The sequence below is a fragment of the Methylobacterium sp. W2 genome, from assembly GCF_020662345.1.
GTDB lineage: Bacteria > Pseudomonadota > Alphaproteobacteria > Rhizobiales > Beijerinckiaceae > Methylobacterium.
Window position 1 is genome coordinate 80,409 of the sequence record NZ_VMOA01000010.1, and the last position, 19,121, is coordinate 99,529.

The following is a 19,121-nucleotide window of genomic DNA, read 5'->3' on the forward strand; positions in this document are numbered from 1 at the left end:
GAGAGATGATCATTTTACCGGAGTCGGCAAGATTGGGATTTATATTCGTCGCATTCGATGCCGCGCAACGCTCCTCGCGAATGTCAATCTAGCTGAGCGCCGAACGAATTTGCATTTGGCGGGTTACACTTAATCTTGAAGGCGCTTTATCCCCGAACCAGATCGAGAATACCGTGCTCAGGAGGGCAGCGGGGCCCATTCTGCGTCGCGCACCTAGATGGCGCGGGAGATTAGGCCAAGGCGAGGGAAGGGTCCGTCGTCGCTTGCTGGTTCGCTAGAGCATTTTCGGTTTAATCTGGTTCGTATCCTGCGGCGGCGAAGAAGTTGGCGCACTCATCCGGGGTGACGGTGTCGATGAGGCGTCCGATGGCCGCCCATAAATCCTCGACGGTTCGCTCGGCCGCTTTGCGCAGCAGCGCCTTCAACTTCGAGAACGCCATCTCGATAGGGTTGAAGTCGGGCGAGTAAGGCGGGAGGAACAAGAGCCGTGCGCCGGCCGCTTCGATGGCGGCGCGCACGGCCGGCCCCTTGTGGCTGCCGAGGTTATCCATGACGACAATGTCGCCAGGGGTGAGTTCAGGCACCAAAACCTGATCGACGTAAGCCTGGAAGGCGTCACGGTTGATCGGCCCATCGAGTACGAACGGTGCGGCGATCCCGGACAGGCGCAGGCCCGCCACCAGGGTGGTGGTCTTCCAATGGCCGTGCGGAACAGGCGAGCGCAGCCGCTCGCCGCGGGGCGAGCGTCCGCGCAGGCAGGCCATGTTGGTCGAAGTCCAGGTCTCGTCGAGGAACACGAGGCGCGTCGGGTCGAGATCGAGTTGGCCCTCGAACCATGCCTCGCGCGCGGCCTTCACGTCCGGGCGTTCCTGCTCGGCGGCGTGAGCTGTCTTTTTTTGTAGGTGAGATCACGTGCGTCGAGGAAGCTCCACAGGGTGCCGAGCCCGACCGCGAGGTCGTGCTCGTCCCGCAGTCGGGCGCGCATCTCCTCCAGGGTGATGTCGACTTGTCCGTCGATCAGTCCGCGCAGGAACGCCTCGTGTGGATCGAGCTTCGAGCGGCGTGCCCGCCCTTGCGGACGAGCAGCCACCGTCCCGGTCGTCGTGAGCGCGGCCATCCAGCGGATCGAGGTCGCGATGCCGACCCCAAACCGCGCGGCCGCCTGCCGGCGGGAGGTCGTTGCAGCGGCTTCCACCACTCGCTCGCGCAGATCCTGGCTGTAGGGTCGTCCCATCTATCGCTCCTCCTCCAGAGCGATCAGTGAATCAGCCCGTGACCTCTTCGTGAACCCCACACCATCGATTCAGCGCAAACCGAAAACGCTCTAAGCGACGTAATCGTCCAGACAGGCAGAAAGCAACGTGACCTTATCACGGTCTGCTGTTTGGACAAAGCGTGCCATCTTTTATCTCCCGCCTCGGGCGATAGACTGTCATAATAAAATAGAAAATTGAACAAGAAGATCGACGATTTACATTATTCGCATATGCGATACGACTGACAGCATGCTTGATTTTGACCTGCGTCATATCCTGGCAGCGCTCGGAGCGCAGGCCATCGAATGCTCATGGACGATGAGCGGTGTCACTGCATACGATGCGGCTTTCGATGCGACGGGCGAATAGGCCGGACGTCTCGAAGAGCTTGCGACCTCCGGCAGGCGGATCAAGGGAGATCGGCTGCGAGACCTCGCCAACGGAACCAAGCAGGTCATCTGGGGCGAGTTTCAGGCTTACGCGGATGCGAGCGCTACAGTGCCCCTGTTGATCGTGCGCGCCATCGACAGCAGCTTCTACGAGGTCGCCACCAACGACCCATATGTCCTGCAAAACCTCAGGGCAACCTTCCGCGATGTCAGGCCGGCCTAATCACCAGACGCTCTTTTCACACAGCCTCGGTGGGGAACGGACCTTGGCCGTGCGTCCGGAAGCGGACTTTGCGCCTCCGACCCAAGCCGGTCACACGGGGGGCTGCCCACACCACCGGAAAGCGGAACTAAGCTTCGATGCTCGCTGACGGCAGGACGTGGCCGGGAGTAGAATGGCAGCTTTCGGGCAGACGACTGAAGAAATCGAACGTCCTTCGCAATGCATCGACTCTCAGCTTGTGAACATCAACACCGCTGAAGCAGTTGGCTCCCTTCCTCCTCGATCCAGGACAGAAAATGGGTAATACTTAAGTTTGAGACCCCATCGTTACGCACATAAGTGCAATAGCTTCGGGCCGGGAGAGAAGGGCCAGTGAATGGCGCGACGAGACGTTCTCGCGCGAGATCGCCTTCGATCAGCGCCACGGGACCCATTGCAACGCCAATGCCGTCGAGGGCCGCCTGCAGGGTCAGGTAGAAATGGTCGAGACTGAGTGCCGCGACGGTTGCGAGACCTGGGACACCGGCTTCCGCCAACCAATCGTCCCAGAGCCTGGGAAGGCTGAGGGTGTGCAGGAGAGTGTGAGCCCCCAGATCCCCAGGTGTTCGCAGCGGAAGACGGTCGAGCAGACCCGGACTGCAGACCGGCAGCCGTCGGTCCGTTAGGAATGGGCGCATCGCGTATCCATAGAAGGTGTCGGGACCGCCTCGAATGACGACGTCGTAGTCCTCGGGAAGGGCTTCAAGGCTCTGGTTAGAGGTCTCCAGCCTCACCTTCACGTCGGGGTGACGCTCTCGAAAGCTTGCGAGACGTGGAACGAGCCAACGCAAGGCGAAGGTCGCCGGCGCGTTGATCCGGAGGACGGCACTGTCGGCTTGGCCGTACCGAGCCGTGGCAGCGGCAAGCCGGTCAAAGGCTGGCCCGACCTCGGCGAGGTAAGCGCGCGCCGCTGGCGTAAGGACGACGCGCCGATTGTGTCGTTCGAATAGGGGTGCTCGTAGCCAGTCTTCGAGCAGGCGCACCTGCTGGCCAATCGCGCCGTGCGTTACACCCAACTCGCCCGCAGCCGCCTTGAAGCTGCCAAGACGCGCAGCCGCCTCGAAGGCTCGTAGGGCGTTCAACGAGGGTAGGCTGCGACGCATTCGCGATAGATTTCCTGTCCAATCGTGCCCGAATAAATGGTTTGTAGCTGGCGTTCGTAATAGGCAACCTGCTCGCTCCTGTCCTGGAGCGCTTACCCTTGTTCGGTCGTCCTCACCAGAAATCAGCTGTCCGCGTGGTCACGACCGCGCTCCGGATCACCAGCGGGGCCATCGCATGAGCCCATTCGTTCTTGGATGCGTCACATGCGCCGCGATCCTTCACGCGAGCTGGAATGCGGTGCTGCGCGGCGGCAGCGACCGCATGTGGTCGATGACGCTGATGATGGTTGCCGTCACCTGCGTCACCGCCGTCGGAGCCTTCTTACTCCCGTGGCCGAACGCTACCAGTTGGCCCTACGTGATCGCCTCGGCGTTAATCCATACCGCCTACAATCTGTCCCTCGTGCAAACCTACCGGTCGGGCGATCTCGGCCAAACGTATCCGATCTCGCGCGGCTCATCCCCCGTCCTCGTCTCGCTTGGCGCGGCCGTCTTCGCCCATGAGGCGGTCAGTGTCCTGTCCCTGATCGGCATCGCGCTGGTCTCGGGCGGCATTGTCTCCCTGGCCTTTCAGCGCGGCAAAGTCGGGGCCGACTTCTTGCCGGCTGCGCTGGCCACCGGGGTGCTGATTGGTGCTTACACCGTTGTCGACGGCATCGGGGTGAGGCTGGCGGGAAGCAGCCTCGCCTATACGAACAGCATGTTCCTGCTGTGGAGCGTGACGATGCCGCCAATCTTCATCGTGCTGCGCGGGAGACCCCCCGTATACACCACGGCGCAGACCGCTTCGGCGCTGACGGGTGGGCTCGTGTCCCTCCTCGCCTACGGCATCGTCATCTGGGCCATGCAATCGGGTGCGATGGGCATTGTCTCAGCCTTGCGCGAAACGAGCGTCATCTATGCCGCCGTCATCGGGCGCATCTTCCTGAAGGAGGAACTAACCCCTCGCCGGATCGCGTCGTGCCTTGCAATTGCGATGGGAGCCGCTTGCTTGGCGGCATAGCTCTGCCGGTCCGGCCACCTGCCGGGGTGCGAACAGGAGCGTTGAGATGGCGGGCGCTGGAAAAATTCGGGCGGGCCGGTGCCACTGCGGCTCGGTGCGCTTTGAAGTGTCGCTGAGCGACGGCTTGCGATCGATCCGCCGCTGCACCTGCTCCTACTGCCGCATGCCGGGGGCGAAGCTAACGATCGTCCCTACACGACAGATGGTCTGCCTCTCAAATTTCGCCTCCCATAACCAGACCGGCAGCAAACCACCCGCTCCGGTCGCAGGTCCTCGACCACCAAGCAATTAAGAAGCGGACTTTCCCAGGTTATCAGAAGAGTCGAAAGCAGCCCCGGCAACGGTTACCAAACGTCAGATTTTCACCACTAGGATCGCTTTGAGGAGCGGCCCAACGCCGAACTGCGTCCGGTCGGCCGGCCACCTTCTGGATTGCCAGGGGAATACCGCTCATTCTGGGGACCGAAGGCGGCGTGGATCGGCACCGTTATGGTGGCGCGAGCTGGGAGCGAAGTGGTATCGGTGATGCTCGCCAACTGCAGACTGAAACAGGAGCAAACTTATGTCAGAGCCTGCACCACGGCCCGTGATCACCTATTATTTCAGCTTTATTTCGCTCTGGTCCTACGTTGGCAGTCGGGCTTTCCAGGCGCTTGCCCAACGCCACACCGCCGAGATTGACTATAGACCAGTCAACCTGCTGGAAGTTTTCGCGGCAGGCGGCGGCAAGCCGGTCAAAGAGCGGCCTTTGCAACGCCAAGCCTACCGGCTTGTCGAAATGCAGCGCTGGCGAATTATCCGCGACATCCCGCTGGTCTTTCACCCGAAATTCTACCCTGCCGACCCCTCGTTGGCGCACCGCGTGCTGCTCGGCGCACTCGACGAAGGCGCCGACGTCGCCGGTTACGTACATGCGGGTCTGTCGGCGGTTTGGGCGGACGAACTCGATATTGCCGATCCGGATACTATCGTACGGCTCGCCAATGCGTCCGGGCTCGATGGTTTACGTCTTCTGGAAGGTGCATCCGCGCCGGACTTGCTCACGCGCGAAGCATCCCTGACACACGAAGCGATTTCCCGGCAACTCTTCGGGGCGCCGTTTTACTTCTACCGCGAAGAGCCGTTCTGGGGTCAGGACCGACTCGATCTGCTCGATGCAGCGATATCGGAAGGTTGCGAACCAATCCCGCTGCCCAACCTATCCGTCCCGGCCTGATCAGCGATAGCGCGCTTACCCGCGCCGTTGAATAAGGCATTGAGAGCTAGGGCCGCGAGTGCGGTCAGCAGGATCGGGTCCTTGACGATAGGGTTCCACGCCTCGGGCACCAGCTTGAAGAACTGCGGCTGCACGATGGGGATCAATCCAATCCCGAGTGAGACCGCGATGATGAGCGCATCTCGGCTGCCAGGCCGGGCGAAGTCGATCTGCCCGAGGATGCGAATGCCGGTCGCGGCAACCATCCCGAACATGACAAGCGCAGCGCCGCCCAAGACGGGTTGAGGGATCGAGGCCGCGACGAAGGCCACCTTGGGCACGAGGCCGAGCAACAGCATGATTCCGCCGGCCGCCGCACAGACCCAGCGACTGTGGACGCCCGTGAGACCAACTAATCCGACATTCTGCGAATAGGACAGGTAGGGAAAGGTGTTGAACACACCACCGATCAGTGTCCCGAGCGCGTCCGCACGCAAGCCCCGGGCGATATCACGCGTGCCAACGGCGCGGCCCGTCATGACCGAGAGGGCCAAGAACATGCCGGTTGCCTCTATGAAGACGATCGTCATCACGAGGCAGAGGATCAGGGAGGGCACAAGGTGAAAGGTCGGAAGGCCGAATGCGAAGGGCAAGACGAGGCGTAGCCATGGTTCTGCACCCAGCCCGTCGAGATTTGTCCAACCCATCGCCGCGGTCACGGCATAACCGAAGAGAATACCAATCAGCACAGCGACATTGGCGACGAAGCCGCGAGCAAACCGGGCGAGTAAGAGGATGACGCTGAGCACGAGGCCAGCGACGAGGATATGACCGGTCGCACCAAACTCGGGCGTGGCCGCGCCGCCGCCCGCCCACCCGACGGCTACGCGCGTGAGCGCGATGCCAATCATCGTTAAAATCGTTCCCGTTACGACGGGCGGGAAGAAAGGCATCAGACGGCCGATAAAGGGCACGATGGCCAGCCCGAACAGGCCGGCAACAATCACCGCGCCATAAATCCCTTCCAGGCCAACTCCAGGTATCGCGGCGATCGCTAGGAGCGGCTGGATCGCGACCGCGGTGACGCCCATGATGACAGGCAAACGGATGCCGAATGGACCGATTCCAATAGTCTGGATCAACGTCGCGATTCCGCAGGCAAATAGATCGGCATTGACCAGCAATGCAATCTGATCCTTTGGCAATTTGAGTGCCCCGCCAACGATCAGCGGCACGGCAATAGCATTGGCGTACATGACAAGGACGTGCTGAAGGCCGAAAGCAGCAAGGCGCGGCGCTGGAAGAAGCTCGTCTACTCTGTCGGTAACGGCCGCAGATTGTGCGACGATGGGGGGCTGATCGTCCATTTATTAGGCCACTTACTAGTACGCCACACGAGTGTCTCGTTTCCTTTTTTGTATTGCTACAGTCAATAGTAAAAAATTACAAAATACCAGATAAAAGGAGATAGTATTTTCATGGCGAGTCATTTTATCGCTGCCAGTTCATGATCAGCCCCCATTGAAGTGGTCCGCCCTTTGGTATGGCGTTTGAGCCTGGAGGACGGACGAGATAGCAAAGCACCCGAAGCCCGAGGAGATCGTCGCCAAGCTACGGCAGGCGGATGTGCTGATCTCACTGGGCCAGAGCGTGGCCGATACAATCCGCGCGCTCGGCGTGAGTTCAGTGACATACTACCGGTGGGGGCGTGAGTTTGGCGGCCTGAAGTCGGATCAGGTTCGGCGGATGAAGGATCTGGAGACCGAGAACGCTCGGCTGCGAAAGGCGATTGCGGATCTCACCCTCGACAAGCTGATCTTGCAGGATGCGTCCCGGGGAAGCTTCTGGGCCCCGCGCGCCGACGCGCCTGTGTCGAGCACATCATGTTGACGATGACCGTCTTCGAGCACCGCGCCTGTCGGGCGCTCGGACACCCTCGACGACCAGCAACTGATGATCGAGGTGGCCGCCAAGGGAGGCGGCCTCGCCTACGTCTGGGAGGATCGCGCTAGGCCGTACCTCGATGCCGGGACGCTGGACCTCTGCCTGGAGGCGTGGTGCCCGGTGAAGGGCGACCTGTTCCTCTACTATCCAAGCCGAAGGCATGTCTCCGGCGGTCTCAGGGTCCTGATCGACCGCATGCGGATCTGATGCTGCGGATGGAATGCGACGAGCGGGCGACGGCGCCATCAACGCCCCCACGAACGGATAGGGCGTGTCGGCGCTCGGGAACGCCGGCGCACCGAAGTTCTACGTCATCTTCGCGGCGGCGAAAGCGCGGGCTTTGCCGGGGTCGGGGGGCGCCGGGATCATCCTGTTCGTCGCGAACGCGAATGCGTTAACGAGGCCCATGGCCACGAACCCCGCCGCCAATGCGACGAACATGCCCGTAATGCCGAACCCCAGCGCCGCCGCGATCCAGGCGCCACCGAGCGCCACGCCCATGCGAAGAAGGCTGGCGGCAAGCGGCCAGCCGACGCGACCCGCACCCTGAGCGGCGAAGTAGAGGGCCAGCCCGAAGCCGAAGAATCCGTAGAACGGAGCGACGATGCGCAGGTACAGCGAGCCCGTTTCGAGCATCGCCGGATCGTCACCGAAAAGGCCGAGCCACGCGGCGGGATACAGAGCTGCCATGAGCCCGATTGTCTCCGTCAAGACACCGGCCGCGACGGCGCCCGTCAGCGCGGCCCGTCGCGCCCGGGCATGGTCGCCGGCTCCGAGCGCCGTCCCGACGATGGCGGCGATGGGTGAGCCAAGCCCGAACACGAGCGGGACTAGGAGATATTCGAGCCGTGCGCCGGTTCCGTATCCGGCCACGGCCGCCGGGCCTGCAGTCCCGACGAAGCCGGTTGCGGCGATGACCGTGACGTTCGAGGTCATGCTGGCAATACCCGAGAGCACGCCGATGCGCAGTATCTCCCGGGACGGCGCCCAGGTCAGTTTGGGGAGGCTACGGCTCGGATGCAGGACACCCCGGCCGGACCACAGATAGATGGCGAAGACCGTGGATCCCACTGCGTAGTAGGCGACAAACGCAACGCCGCCGCCGGTGATCCCGAGCATTGGAAGCGCGCCCCAACCGAAGATGAGCACGGGCGATAGTGGGATCAGCACGACGGCCCCGAGACACGCGACGAGCGCCGGAAGCACCATGTTGCCGGTGCCGCGGATCACCGCCGCGAGCGCGTTGAACAGCCATATCAGGATGGCACCGCCGAAGACGATCGTCGCATAGGCGGTCGCCGCCCCGAGCGATCCGCCAGTCCCGCCCATCAGCGCGTAGAGGGATGGCCCGAGGGTCAGGGCGAGGAGAGTCGTGGCGATCCCCAGGCCGATGCCGAGAACCGCCGCATGCCATGCGAGGAGCCCCGCATCCGCCTGCCGCCCGGCGCCGAGGGCGCGCGAGACCGCCGATTGGATGCCTCCGCCCATGCCGCCCGCGGAGAGCATTTGGACGAGCATCACCACAGGGAAAACGAGTGCCATGCCGGCCAGCGCATCGGTGCCGAGCGCCGCGACGAAGTACGTCTCGATCAGGCCGACGGAGGTCTGGACCATCATCACGAGGATGTTCGGCGCCGCCATCCTGACCAGGGTCGGCATCAGGGGGGCTTCGAGCAGGCGGCGCGTGCGAACGTCCATGTCGAAGCTCTCAGGCGTTCCATTGGTGGGGGCCGGGCCTGTCGGAACCCGCGGGCGCCGCTCGCGAGCGGGCATCCTCCGAACTTCCGACGATGGCTCGCAGCGACGCGAACTCAGCTTCGAGCCGCGCAATGCGTCGGTCTCGGATTTCCCCCTCGGTCAAGCCCATCGCAGCTTCGATGTCCCTGAGCCTGTCGAGGTCGCGTCGCCATGAGTCCGGTGAAGACCGGTTGCGAAACAAGGGGCCGATCATGCTCGTGCCTCCGGTTGACGCCGCTTCAATCCACGGCAATCGAACGGAGATGGAAACTGGGAACCACCCCTCCGCCCTTCGCCGGCTGTGAGAGAAGTCCCAGCTGCCCTTCGGCGACCCAGATCCTGTCGCCGGCGACCGTCACGCCCGTAGGGCCGGCGAACTGACGGATCGGCTCGATCCGAGCCACGGCACCCGCGACCGTGACGCGGCTGAGCGCGCCGCTGCCCTCGACCATCAGGAACCCGTCCTCGAAGGTGCGCAGCCCGTCCGGATACTTAAGGGGGTGCGTCGTTTCGAGTTTCGTGATCGGGCCCGCGGTCCCGTCCTTTACCTCAATACGGAACAGCTCCCCGCCGAGGAAGGTGTTGACGTAGAGGTTGCCGTCCGAGCCGAAGGCGATGCCATCGAGCCCGTTCTTCAGGATCTCGTTATCTACGAAGACCTCGAACTCGCCGGCGCCTGGCCTCAACCTCAGGATACGGGGAGCGAAGGTGTTCGTCACGTAGAGCGCACCCTGCGCGTCGAGGACGAAGTCGTTCGCGAGAGCCTTCTCGCCCGGCAAGCGGACGCTCTGCTTGAGGGCGCCGGTCGCGAGGTCGAACGCCTTGACCCAGCCGCCTTCCGTCGTGGTCGGCCCCTTGGCCCCGATGGCCGTGGCATCGTTCGAGGCGACCCACAGGGTTCCCCGTTTCTCATCCGCCAGGACACCGAAGGTCGATCGCGTCCCATGGTCGCCGGGCTTCAGGAAAGGCGTCGTCACCTCGCCGTTCCCGGTGATCCTCAGTACGCCGCCGTCGGCGATGCTGCTGACGTAGAGCGTGCCGTCCGAGACCGATGTCACGCTCTCTGGGAATCGGGAGCTGTCCGGCAGGCGTATCTCCGACGTCCGTTCCAACGCCGCGGCGGGCAATCCCACCCCGGCGAAGAGGATCGCCAGCATCGACAGCCTGATCGCGTGCCGCAGAGGTTCGACGTGTCTCATGGCCTGATCCTTCCGTTGTTCGTTGGTTGGCGACGAAGCCCGCGTCCCCGGTCCGTCACCGGGGATCGAGCAAGCCCCCGGGTAAGCCAGCTCGCGGACGAGGATGCACGTGCGAGTCAGATGGCTTCCAGCAGGAGGGCGATGCCCTGACCACCACCGATGCAGAGGGTGACGAGACCGCGCCGGATGCCGTCCCTGCGCATGGAATGGAGAAGCCGCGTCGTCAGGACCGCACCGGTCGCGCCGATGGGATGGCCATGCGCGATGGCACCACCCTCGACGTTGACGATGTCCTCGGGCAAGCCGAGTTCCTTGGCCACCGCCAGGGGTACGACGGCGAAGGCTTCGTTGATCTCGACGCGCTCGATGTCGCCGAGGGACCATCCGGCGCGGTCCAGCGCTTGGCGGACGGCCGGCACGGGCCCCAGGCCGAACAAGCCCGGCTCGCAGGCGCCGATGCCATGGGCGACGAGGCGTCCGAACGGCCTCAGCCCGGCGGTCTCGGCGAAGGCGCGCTCCGCCACGACCATCGCCGCCGCGCCCGAATTCAGGCCCGGTGAATTACCCGCCGTGATCGTCCCGTCCTTGCGAAACGCCGGCCTGAGCTTGGCCAGGGTCTCGGCCGTCGTCTCGGGACGGGGCGCCTCGTCGCGCGCGAATGTCTCCTGGCCTTTCCGCCCCTTGATCTCGACGGGAGCGATCTCGTCGTCGAATGCGCCGGTGGCCTGCGCCTTAGCGAACCGCGCCTGGGAGCGGGCCGCCCAGGCATCCTGCGCTTCGCGACTGATTTCGGACTTCGCAGCGAGATCCTCGGTGTGCCAACCGGAGTGCTCGCCCGAGAAGGCATCGTTGAGCCCGTCGTTCAGCATGCTGTCGAGGATCTGGGCGTGTCCCATGCGATGGCCCCAGCGGCCGCCCTCCATCAGGTACGGCGCCCGGTCCATGTTCTCCATGCCGCCCGCTATGGCGACGTCGTGGTGTCCGAGGCGGATCTCGTCCGCCGCCGTGGCGATGGCCTGAGCCCCGGATCCGCAGACACGGTTCACCGTCAGCGCCGGCACCGCGACCGGGATACCTCCGTTCACGGCGGCTTGGCGGGCCGGGTTCATGCGGTTGCCGGCCTGGACGACGTTGCCCATCGTGACGCTACCGAGCAGGCCCGCGTCGAGGACCGAACGGCGAAGCGTCTCGCGAATGGCGAAGGCGCCGAGATCCGTGGCGGAGACCGCTCTCAGGCTTCCACCGTAGGTACCGATGGCGGTCCGGACTGGATTGCAGAGAACGATGTCACGCAAGGTTTTCACCTCCTTGGTTCAAGTCGGTGATCGGCCTCAGGAGATCCTGAACCAGTCGGAAATATCCCAGGTCCGGTCGGCGTCAGGCGCAGGGTCGGCCTCGGCGGCTTTACCCGGGGCGGGTGTCCTGCCGGGCTTGGACTCCGTGCCGCCCTCGGCTTCGACTGCTTCCTCGTCACGACCGGTGAGTGTGTTGTTCATGGTCGCCGTACCCCATGGATGGACCGTCGAATTCCCGACGCGGTCCGATTGCTGATGGCCAATTAAATATTATGATCAACATCTATTGTGGTAGGGTGAGTGCGTCAACCGCCCTGGCATCCGTCCCAGAAAGATTTAGGTCGAGACGGTTCGGTCCGGTGACATCCGCCTGAGGACGAGGCTGGCGTTGACCCCGCCGAACCCGAAGCCGTTCGACAGGGCATACTCGACGGAAATGGAGCGGGCGGTTGGGCCGATGAGGTCCATCCCCTTCGAGGCGTCATCGGGATCGGTGAGGTTCAGCGTCGGGGGCAGGATGCCGTCGCGGAGTGCCATCGCCGTGATGATCGCCTCGACGGCGCCGGCGGCTCCGAGAAGGTGGCCTGTCGCGGACTTGGTCGACGAGATCGCCGGCCCCCCCCTCACCGAACACCGAACGGATTGCGGCCAGCTCGCCGGCGTCGCCGACCGGGGTGGCCGTCGCATGGGCGTTCACGTAGCCGATGTCGGCGGGTGTGAGCCCCGCCATCGCAAGGGCCGTGACGATGGACTGCCGCGCACCGCTCCCGTCCGGGGGACCCGCGGTGAGGTGGTAGGCATCCGCGCTGGTGCCGTACCCGACGAGTTCGACCAATGGGACCGCACCCCGCGCCAGGGCATGGGCCAGCGTTTCCAGAACGAGGATGCCCGCACCCTCGCCCATGACGAACCCGTCGCGGCGCCGGTCGAACGGGCGGGATGCCTCGGCGGGCGCGTCGTTGAAGCCGGTGGATAGGCTGCGTGCCGCGGCGAAGCCGCCGAGCGCCACTCGGGTGACGCACGCCTCCGCACCGCCGCAGACGACGACGTCCGCCTCGCCGCTGCGGATGAGGCGCATGCCGTCCCCGATGGCCTGGACGCTGGCGGCGCAGGCCGTGACCGGGGCTCCGAGCGGTCCCTTGAAGCCGTATCGGATGGAGACATGGCCGGCGGCGAGGTTGACGAGGAAGGCCGGTACGGTGAACGGCGAGAGGCGCGAGGCGCCGCGTGTACGGACGGTCTCCACCGCGTCCGTGATGGTTTGGAAGCCGCCCACCCCGGATGCGATGACCGTAGCGGTCCTGATGCGCTCGGTCTCGCTGCCCGGCTTCCAGCCCGACTGGCGCAGCGCCTGATCAGCCGCGACCAGCGCGAACTGAATGAAGCGGTCCATCTTCCGGCGATCCTTGACTGGGATCAGGGCGTCCGGGTCGAAGCCGTCCGCCTCCTCGTCCTTCGCCGGCACGATCCCCGCCACCTTCGCGTCGATGTCCGGAACGATGTCGTCTGGCAGACGCCGGAGGCCGGACTCCGATGCGACGAGGCGGCGCCACATTCCCTCAATGCTGCTGCCGAGGGGAGAGACGACGCCCATCCCGGTGACTACGATGGGTTCGCGCATCGACGGTATCCTGGGTTCTGGGGAAAACTTGCTATTGCGCCGCTCAGGTCGTTCGACCCGACGAGCCTGCCACGACCTTGGGTGGTCACGATGCGACGGATGCCTTCGCCGCCAGGAGTAGTTCCTTCGCCAGCGCCTCGTCGTCGACGGCCCGTGCGAGGACGACGGCACCCACGAGCGTCGACAACGTCGCCAGGGACCGTTGACGGCGACGTTCCTTCGAGGCCTTCGGCGTCAGGCCCGCGACGATGGACGCCAATCGCTCGACACCGTGGGTGAACCGTGCCCGGACGGGACTGGCCGTAGGCTCGCGGGCAACGTCGTTTGCGAGGGCAGCGAGTGGACAGCCTTTCCCCGGGGTCCGGACGTGGCCGAGGGAGAGGTAGTTCTCGACGACCGTATCGATGTTCCCGCGGTATTCCTCGGCCAGCGCGACGTCGAACGCCTCGGTCGCCAGTGCATCCTTGTTTGCGAACTGACCGTAGAACCCGCCGTGGGTGAGGCCAGCGGAGCCCATGATGTCCGCCACTCCGATGCCGTGAAGGCCACGCTCACGGAACAGGGCCGAGGCGACCTCGACCACGCGCTGCCGGTTGAGCCTGGCCTGCTCCTGCGAAACCCTCGGCATTGCTTGGTCCTTCGACGCCCCTGGAAGCGTTATATATGTGCATCATCATCTAAATAAGGCAGACCCAACCAGGGTTCCCTTTGAAAGTGGCGGGAGGGAACGATGGACCTCCGTCCAAGGCGCAAGAGCCCGTCGCCTTCCATCCTTGCAGGACAAGACATGATCCATGAACGATCAGATCACCTCGGCATCCGTCACGGTGGAGTACGTGACGCTCCGGTCGTCGAAGCCGTTCGAGACGATGCGGGAGCCGCTGGAAGCCGTGGTGCCTCCCTTGGACCATGCTTTCGAGAAGTTCCTGCTGGACGGCAAAGTGGACGAGGCACGCGACCTTCTCGAACGGCTGGCTCCCCTCTCAATCGTCGGCACTCGAGATCATGGCGGCGTGCTCGTTACCGCCGAGCTCACCCGTAAGGCCATCCAGTACGACACTCGTGACGAAAACATCGGCTTCAGACGTAGGAAGCGGTCGCGCGGCTTCCGCTCCGCATAGTCCTCGGTGATCCGTCCGCTCTCGGTATCCCACTTCCAATGGCACCTCGTTCCTCATATGTTCTGATTGTCGATTTGAAACGGCTACTGCCTTGCCGGCCGATCCAGCATCATCCCGTCAACGAATCGTGGACAACTCCCGAATGGACGCGTGACGGCGGACCGGATGGGAACGTAGACAGGGCCAATCTCGGTTGTCCGCGTGCAAGGATGCAGGCGCCGGCGGAAACGGGACGGAATGACCACGCCACTCGATTGGACTAAGCTACTCAGTACGCGGCGCCGGAAGGACGGTGACGCCGTTCTGACGCCGAACGAGAAGGCCTTGGAGGCTCGGACCGAGCACGAGCGAGATCACGACCGCATCCTGTTCTCGACGCCGGTCCGGCGGTTGCAGGACAAGACCCAGGTTTTCCCGCTGGAGCGCAACGACAGCGTACGGACCAGGCTCACCCACAGCCATGAAGTGGCGAACATGGCCCGCAGCATGGGAACCACGTTGGCCTTCGTGCACGGCGGAGCCTTGGGATTGCCCGACTGTGTCAACCCACTGCGCAACGTTCCGGCGCTGTTGGAGGCGGTCGGCCTTGCGTACGACCTTGGCAATCCGCCCTTCGGCCACCAGGGGGAAAGTGCCATCCAGGGATGGATGGCGAAGAACGCTACCCCGCGTGGCGAGAACGCGGGCTCGCTAGGCATCTTCGACGGATGGGCTCCATCGGAGGCGCAGAGACAGGATTTCCTCCGGTTCGAAGGCAATGCCCAGGCTTTCCGGCTGCTCACTAGGCTGCAGATCGTTAACGACGAGTTCGGCCTGAACATGACCTATGCCTTCCTCGCCGCGCTCATGAAGTACCCCGTCCCGTCGAACGAGACTAAGAAGGGGTCTCAGGCACGCAAGAAGTTCAACTTCTTCCAGTCCGAGGCCGACATCGTCCAGGATGTCTGGACAAGGACGGGCCTGTCCAAGGGCGTTCGCCATCCCCTGACCTTCGTCATGGAGGCTTGCGACGATATCGCATACTCGGTCGTCGACGTGGAAGATGCGGCCAAGAAGGGCCTGATCAACTTTAACGTCCTCGTCGCCTGGCTGAAGCATCACGCCGAAGGCGACGAAGTCACGCTTTCGGTTGTGAAGAAGGCCGAGGAGCGGCACTCGGAGTTCCGCGGCAAGAGTCTGTCCCCGCGTGAGCTCGATGACATCTCGATGCAGATGTTCCGGGTCGACGCCATCGGCTGGATGGTCAATGCGGCCGTCACTGCCTTCGTGGAGAACAAGGACGCGATCCTGGTCGGCGAGTTCGACAAGGAACTGATGGCGGTGAGCAAGGCGGATAAGCTATGGGCCTCGCTGAAGAGCTTCGCCAAGCAACACGTCTACAGCCACCGGAAGGTCCTTGAGGTGGAACTCGAAGGCCACCGTACCATCCATGCCCTGATGGATATGTTCTGGTCGGCCATCACGGATAGGGCCGACGCCACGGATCTCTCCTCGCGTCGTCCGCCCCTATCCGGATACGTCTATTCGCTGATCTCGGAAAACTACCGCCGGGTGGCGGAGGGGCCCAACAACAGGATGCCGATGCGTTATCGCGAGCTCCAGCTTGTCACCGACATGATCTCGGGAATGAGCGACAGCTTCGCCATCGCCCTCCACGAAGACCTGAGGCGCCACCATGCGTAAGGGCGAGGCCGCGGCCTGCAATTCGAGCGAACTGGCCCGCCGCATGCGCGCGTTCATTTCAGACCCCGCGCGCGGCGGCCCGGAGATCGCCGACATGATCGGGCATCTCGGGGCCATCGGCGAGGTGGCGATCTTCGGAGGCATGCCCCGCGACATCGCGAAGGGCGGGGCGGACGCGTTCCGCTCCGACGTGGACCTTGTGGTCGATACCTCGGATGACCGCTTGGCCGAGTTGCTTCGTAGCGGGCATGCGGTCCGCAATCGCTTCGGCGGCTACCGGCTCAAGGGACAGCGCCACACCTATGACATCTGGGCACTCCAATCGACCTGGGCGGTCCGGTCGGGCCATGTCCCCGTGTCGGGCTTGGCCGATCTCATTCGAACCACGTTCTTCGACCGTGATGCCGTGGTATATCTCTGCAATACCGGTCGCATTCATCACGCGCGGCGTTATTGGTCATGCCTGAAGGACGATACGGTCGACATAAACCTCGAAGCGAACCCGAATGTGGAAGGCGCCATCGTCCGGGCGCTCCGCCTGATCGTGGATTGCAAGCAAAAGGCCGGGCCGCGGCTCGTACAATATCTAGCGGACACGTCCCGTACCTCATCGTATCGTCTAGACCCTGCGACGATGGAGTGCCTGCAGGCCCTAACAACCTCATGGTCGCTCTTGCAGGAGGTGCACCACACGGCACCTGCAAGCCTGAACGTGAGGAGGAAGCCAAGGAAGCGGTACCGTGCGCGCTCCGCCAGTGCGGTAGCTTGAAGGTTCCTGCGCCTCGACACGATGTTGGGGAGTGATGCAAACGGATGGATCAACCTTTCCGGCAATAGTTGCGGAGGGCGTTTCGGTTTATCCCTGCCTGCGACGGTACCACCGGCTGCCGTCCTCGCGATGCTCGCTCGCGAAGTATTTGGTGTGCGTCACGCGGATGCCCACTATCGAGTTGAGCCGGCACGGTGTGAGAGGCTTTTCCTGGGCGTTGGCCTCCCTACCAGTGGACGCAGGCAACGTTGCATAGGCGCCAGTGCGACGAAACTTCGGGGACTGCGAGACTGCCGTGGGCTCGGTAGGCCGTATTGTGATTTCATCCCTGATAGAGGAGATTAGCTCCTTTCAGATCCTCGCATGCCAGCCTTATGTAGCTTGCAATCAGCAGGTTACTGATGATCCGGCGACAGATCCAAAGCGTCCCGGACTCCTCGACCGGCAGCGCATCCACTGTCTCCTTCGGGTAGGCACGCTCCATATGGGCCTCGTCGCGGACCCGTCGCCGCCTGCTCCCGATCTGGATCGCCGCATCGGTCCCCAGGAGTTCGCCGCAACAGCGAAGGGCAGCCTCCTTCTCCCAGGGACCGAACAGGCCGAGGGCCGCCCCGACCCGAGGCTGGCGACCCCCGACGTCGGGCACCTCCAGATCAGGCAGGATCAACGAGACCCTCGTCATGCCCGGCACCGCCCCGCGCAGATCCTCCACCGTCCAGGCCGGCAGGGCCGCGCGCCTATAGAGGCGGTCGAAGCCGTCTCTCCCGGGGCAAGGTGCAAGCAGGCGGTCGTGGTTGCGACATGCCAGGCATGGCCGACGAAACAGCCGGTCCGTAGAGGATAGGGCGCGGCGCTACACGCTACGTCCTATGATCCGGGCCGCGAATCCCGGCCCCCGCACTTCGTGGGCACGCGGCGCCGGCCGTGCCCCGTCCGACGCGGTCGCGTGAGACTCGGGCGAAGTGTTCGCGATGGCGGATCGCAGTCGGATGACCGACCTCGGCGATACCCTTAGCCGAAAAGGAGCTCGATCGTGTAGGCCCGGGTCACCTCGGGGGGGCGGGCGTTGTGCGATCTTCGTCACCCCGTTGTTCCACGTTCTGATCGCCTCGTCCTTCCGCGGCAGGCCCGAGCCCCGAGCCGTGGATGCGGGCGGGGATGGGCGACCGCACCAAACAGGACGGAGCCGTCGGGGAGGCTTCGGCCCGGACGCGTCGGGCTAGCCGGGTTTCCCCAGAAGGGCACCGCCGACCGCGACGAACCTCGGTTCGGGGAACCCGAGCGGTCCGACGAGATCCTGCCCCAGGAAGCCGAGGGGGCACGCCGTCATCCCGAGCCACTCAGCCGCGAGGCACAGGGTCGCCGTCAGGCAACCGGCATCCCGAAGCACGAGGCTAGCGGGATGCTCGTAGGCGGCGGCTACCTTGTCGGTGTCGGCGAGAAACCGAACGGTGCATCCCCGTCGCCATCCCAGGACGGCCTGCAAGGCCACACCGTTCCTAAACCCGACATCCCCCGCGTCCGCGTCGAGGAGGCCGAAAGCGTGAGCGGCGGGGTCGTAGATGCGCGGTGCGGTGCCTGCATCGTCGATGCAGACCATGCGGATTGGTTGGAGCCCTCCGGCTGACGGGGCGGGCCCGCGTCGCGCGACAAGGCCGGCGCGCCCTAGCGTCGGGGCCGCGGTGTCGACGGTGACGTGGCTCAGCAGAGTGCCCACGGCATCCCAGCCTATGGAAGCCCCGACCGCGGACCGCCTAGCGGTCAGGACGTCGTGGAAATCACGGCCGGCATTTGGTCCGGGCGACGGCAACGACTCCCATCCCAGCACGACGGGCCGAAACTCGGTCCAGGCGGAGGGAACGCCGCGCGGGCGCGGTTCCTCAATGCGGGTCCCAGCCAAGGGCCTTCCAGGTTCGATAGTTTTTCACGCAGCCGCGGCACCGACCGCAGGCGAGGTCGCCGACATGGCAGGAATGTGCCCAGGCCAGCACCTCGCGGGGGATGCCGGACACCCGCACAAGTTCCGGCGCGTCCATGCCGATGGCGGGTGCGTTCACAGTAAGCCCGCCTTCCTGCAGGGCCATCAGGCCCGAGATGGCGGCCACGAAGTCGGGGCGTCCGTCGGCATGCTCGGCGTCGGTCACTAGCGCCCCGATCAACAGCGTGCGGACGCCGAGCCTCAAGGCCGCGATACCCGCCAGCGTCAGGATCAACTGGTTGCGGAACGGCCACCATTCCGGGATCGGGGCGGCATGGAGGGCGGGCGTGCCGGAAAGATCGCCCGAGCCAAGCGCAGAGCAGTCGGCCCGGATCGTCTCGTGGGGTATGCCGATGGCCGCGCAGACCGCTCCGGCCGCCCTCAGCTCCGCTCCCGCCGGCCGTTGGCCGTAGTCGACCGAGATGGCGACGTCGGGCTTCTTCCACCATGCGATGGCGGTTGAGTCCATGCCGCCGGACAGGAGGAGGGCCCTCATGCGGTGGGAATGTCAAACAGCGTTGAACATTGACCCTGGATCGGCGTCGAACTTTGACCCCCTGGATGGG

The 19,121-nt window shown here is 64.4% G+C and carries 17 protein-coding genes and 3 pseudogenes; 8 read left to right on the plus strand and 12 right to left on the minus strand.

The annotated features are described in order from the left end of the window. Positions 1–290: 290 nt before the first annotated feature. Both FPV16_RS07675 and FPV16_RS07680 read right to left on the minus strand, forming a co-directional pair. A protein-coding gene (locus tag FPV16_RS07675; protein ID WP_227437613.1) for an IS630 family transposase occupies positions 291–1,234 on the minus strand; the annotation gives its coding sequence in 2 pieces (ribosomal slippage) (positions 291–898 and positions 898–1,234; 945 coding nt in all). A gap of 879 nt (positions 1,235–2,113) precedes the next feature. Continuing rightward, entirely contained in the window at positions 2,114–3,010 is an 897-nt protein-coding gene (locus FPV16_RS07680; RefSeq protein WP_227437615.1) for a LysR substrate-binding domain-containing protein, read from the minus strand. Positions 3,011–3,185: 175 nt separating this feature from the next. On the opposite strand from FPV16_RS07680, the gene FPV16_RS07685 reads away from it, so the two are divergent. The 3 genes and pseudogenes from FPV16_RS07685 (at position 3,186) to FPV16_RS07695 (ending at position 5,229) form a co-directional block, all read left to right on the plus strand. Then, entirely contained in the window at positions 3,186–4,013 is an 828-nt protein-coding gene (locus FPV16_RS07685) for a DMT family transporter (protein WP_227437617.1), read from the plus strand. A 46-nt stretch (positions 4,014–4,059) separates the two neighbouring features. Continuing rightward, positions 4,060–4,188 (plus strand): annotated as a pseudogene (locus FPV16_RS07690) (GFA family protein); the annotation flags it as partial. 387 nt (positions 4,189–4,575) lie between these two features. After that, positions 4,576–5,229: a 2-hydroxychromene-2-carboxylate isomerase gene (locus tag FPV16_RS07695; RefSeq protein WP_227437619.1), complete on the plus strand. Its 654-nt coding sequence runs from the start codon at positions 4,576–4,578 to the stop codon at positions 5,227–5,229. Here FPV16_RS07695 and FPV16_RS07700 read toward each other — a convergent pair. Beyond that, positions 5,145–6,575 carry a nucleobase:cation symporter-2 family protein gene (locus FPV16_RS07700; RefSeq protein ID WP_227437622.1) on the minus strand — a complete coding sequence of 477 codons (1,431 nt, stop codon included), beginning with the start codon at positions 6,573–6,575 and terminating at the stop codon, positions 5,145–5,147. The genes FPV16_RS07695 and FPV16_RS07700 overlap by 85 nt on opposite strands. Before the next feature lie 205 nt (positions 6,576–6,780). Here FPV16_RS07700 and FPV16_RS07705 point away from each other — a divergent pair. Both FPV16_RS07705 and FPV16_RS07710 read left to right on the plus strand, forming a co-directional pair. After that, positions 6,781–7,178: pseudogene (locus FPV16_RS07705) on the plus strand (transposase); the annotation flags it as partial. Further along, positions 7,162–7,359: a hypothetical protein gene (locus FPV16_RS07710; protein ID WP_227437624.1), complete on the plus strand. Its 198-nt coding sequence runs from the start codon at positions 7,162–7,164 to the stop codon at positions 7,357–7,359. The pseudogene FPV16_RS07705 and the gene FPV16_RS07710, both read left to right, overlap by 17 nt. A 99-nt stretch (positions 7,360–7,458) precedes the next feature. Here FPV16_RS07710 and FPV16_RS07715 read toward each other — a convergent pair whose 3' ends face one another. The 6 genes and pseudogenes from FPV16_RS07715 to FPV16_RS07740 all read right to left on the minus strand — a co-directional run bounded on the left by FPV16_RS07715 (position 7,459) and on the right by FPV16_RS07740 (position 13,632). Next, positions 7,459–8,850 (minus strand): MATE family efflux transporter, encoded by a 1,392-nt coding sequence (locus tag FPV16_RS07715; protein WP_227437626.1) that lies wholly within the window; start codon positions 8,848–8,850, stop codon positions 7,459–7,461. A 278-nt stretch (positions 8,851–9,128) separates the two neighbouring features. Then, positions 9,129–10,088, minus strand: a complete 960-nt coding sequence (locus FPV16_RS07720) for an SMP-30/gluconolactonase/LRE family protein (protein ID WP_227437627.1) — start codon at positions 10,086–10,088, stop codon at positions 9,129–9,131. 116 nt (positions 10,089–10,204) lie between these two features. Further along, positions 10,205–11,383, minus strand: a complete 1,179-nt coding sequence (locus tag FPV16_RS07725; RefSeq protein ID WP_227437629.1) for a thiolase family protein — start codon at positions 11,381–11,383, stop codon at positions 10,205–10,207. A gap of 36 nt (positions 11,384–11,419) precedes the next feature. Next, positions 11,420–11,584 (minus strand): hypothetical protein, encoded by a 165-nt coding sequence (locus FPV16_RS07730; RefSeq protein ID WP_227437632.1) that lies wholly within the window; start codon positions 11,582–11,584, stop codon positions 11,420–11,422. 135 nt (positions 11,585–11,719) lie between these two features. Next, positions 11,720–13,004 (minus strand): annotated as a pseudogene (gene fabF, locus FPV16_RS07735) (beta-ketoacyl-ACP synthase II). Between the two features lie 85 nt (positions 13,005–13,089). Next, positions 13,090–13,632 (minus strand): TetR/AcrR family transcriptional regulator, encoded by a 543-nt coding sequence (locus FPV16_RS07740; protein ID WP_227437634.1) that lies wholly within the window; start codon positions 13,630–13,632, stop codon positions 13,090–13,092. 166 nt (positions 13,633–13,798) lie between these two features. On the opposite strand from FPV16_RS07740, the gene FPV16_RS07745 reads away from it, so the two are divergent. From FPV16_RS07745 to FPV16_RS07755, 3 genes are all read left to right on the plus strand, one after another. Continuing rightward, complete coding sequence (locus tag FPV16_RS07745) at positions 13,799–14,125, plus strand: hypothetical protein (RefSeq protein ID WP_227437636.1); 327 nt, start codon at positions 13,799–13,801, stop codon at positions 14,123–14,125. Positions 14,126–14,362: 237 nt separating this feature from the next. After that, on the plus strand, positions 14,363–15,808 hold the full coding sequence (dgt, locus tag FPV16_RS07750; protein ID WP_227437637.1) for a dGTP triphosphohydrolase: 1,446 nt from the start codon (positions 14,363–14,365) through the stop codon (positions 15,806–15,808). Next, positions 15,801–16,577, plus strand: coding sequence for a hypothetical protein (locus FPV16_RS07755; RefSeq protein WP_227437640.1), 777 nt, complete (start codon positions 15,801–15,803; stop codon positions 16,575–16,577). The genes dgt and FPV16_RS07755 overlap by 8 nt, the downstream gene beginning before the upstream one ends. Positions 16,578–16,899: 322 nt before the next feature. On the opposite strand, the gene FPV16_RS07760 is transcribed toward FPV16_RS07755, so the two are convergent. From FPV16_RS07760 to FPV16_RS07770, 3 genes are all read right to left on the minus strand, one after another. Beyond that, positions 16,900–17,244, minus strand: a complete 345-nt coding sequence (locus FPV16_RS07760) for a hypothetical protein (RefSeq protein ID WP_227437641.1) — start codon at positions 17,242–17,244, stop codon at positions 16,900–16,902. A 552-nt stretch (positions 17,245–17,796) separates the two neighbouring features. Then, the gene (locus FPV16_RS07765; protein ID WP_227437643.1) at positions 17,797–18,294 is read right to left on the minus strand and encodes a nitroreductase family protein; all 498 of its coding nucleotides are present in this window, start codon (positions 18,292–18,294) and stop codon (positions 17,797–17,799) included. Positions 18,295–18,457: 163 nt separating this feature from the next. Then, a complete protein-coding gene (locus FPV16_RS07770; protein WP_227437645.1) occupies positions 18,458–19,051 on the minus strand; it encodes a 7-cyano-7-deazaguanine synthase in 594 nt (197 codons plus the stop codon). Positions 19,052–19,121: the final 70 nt, after the last annotated feature.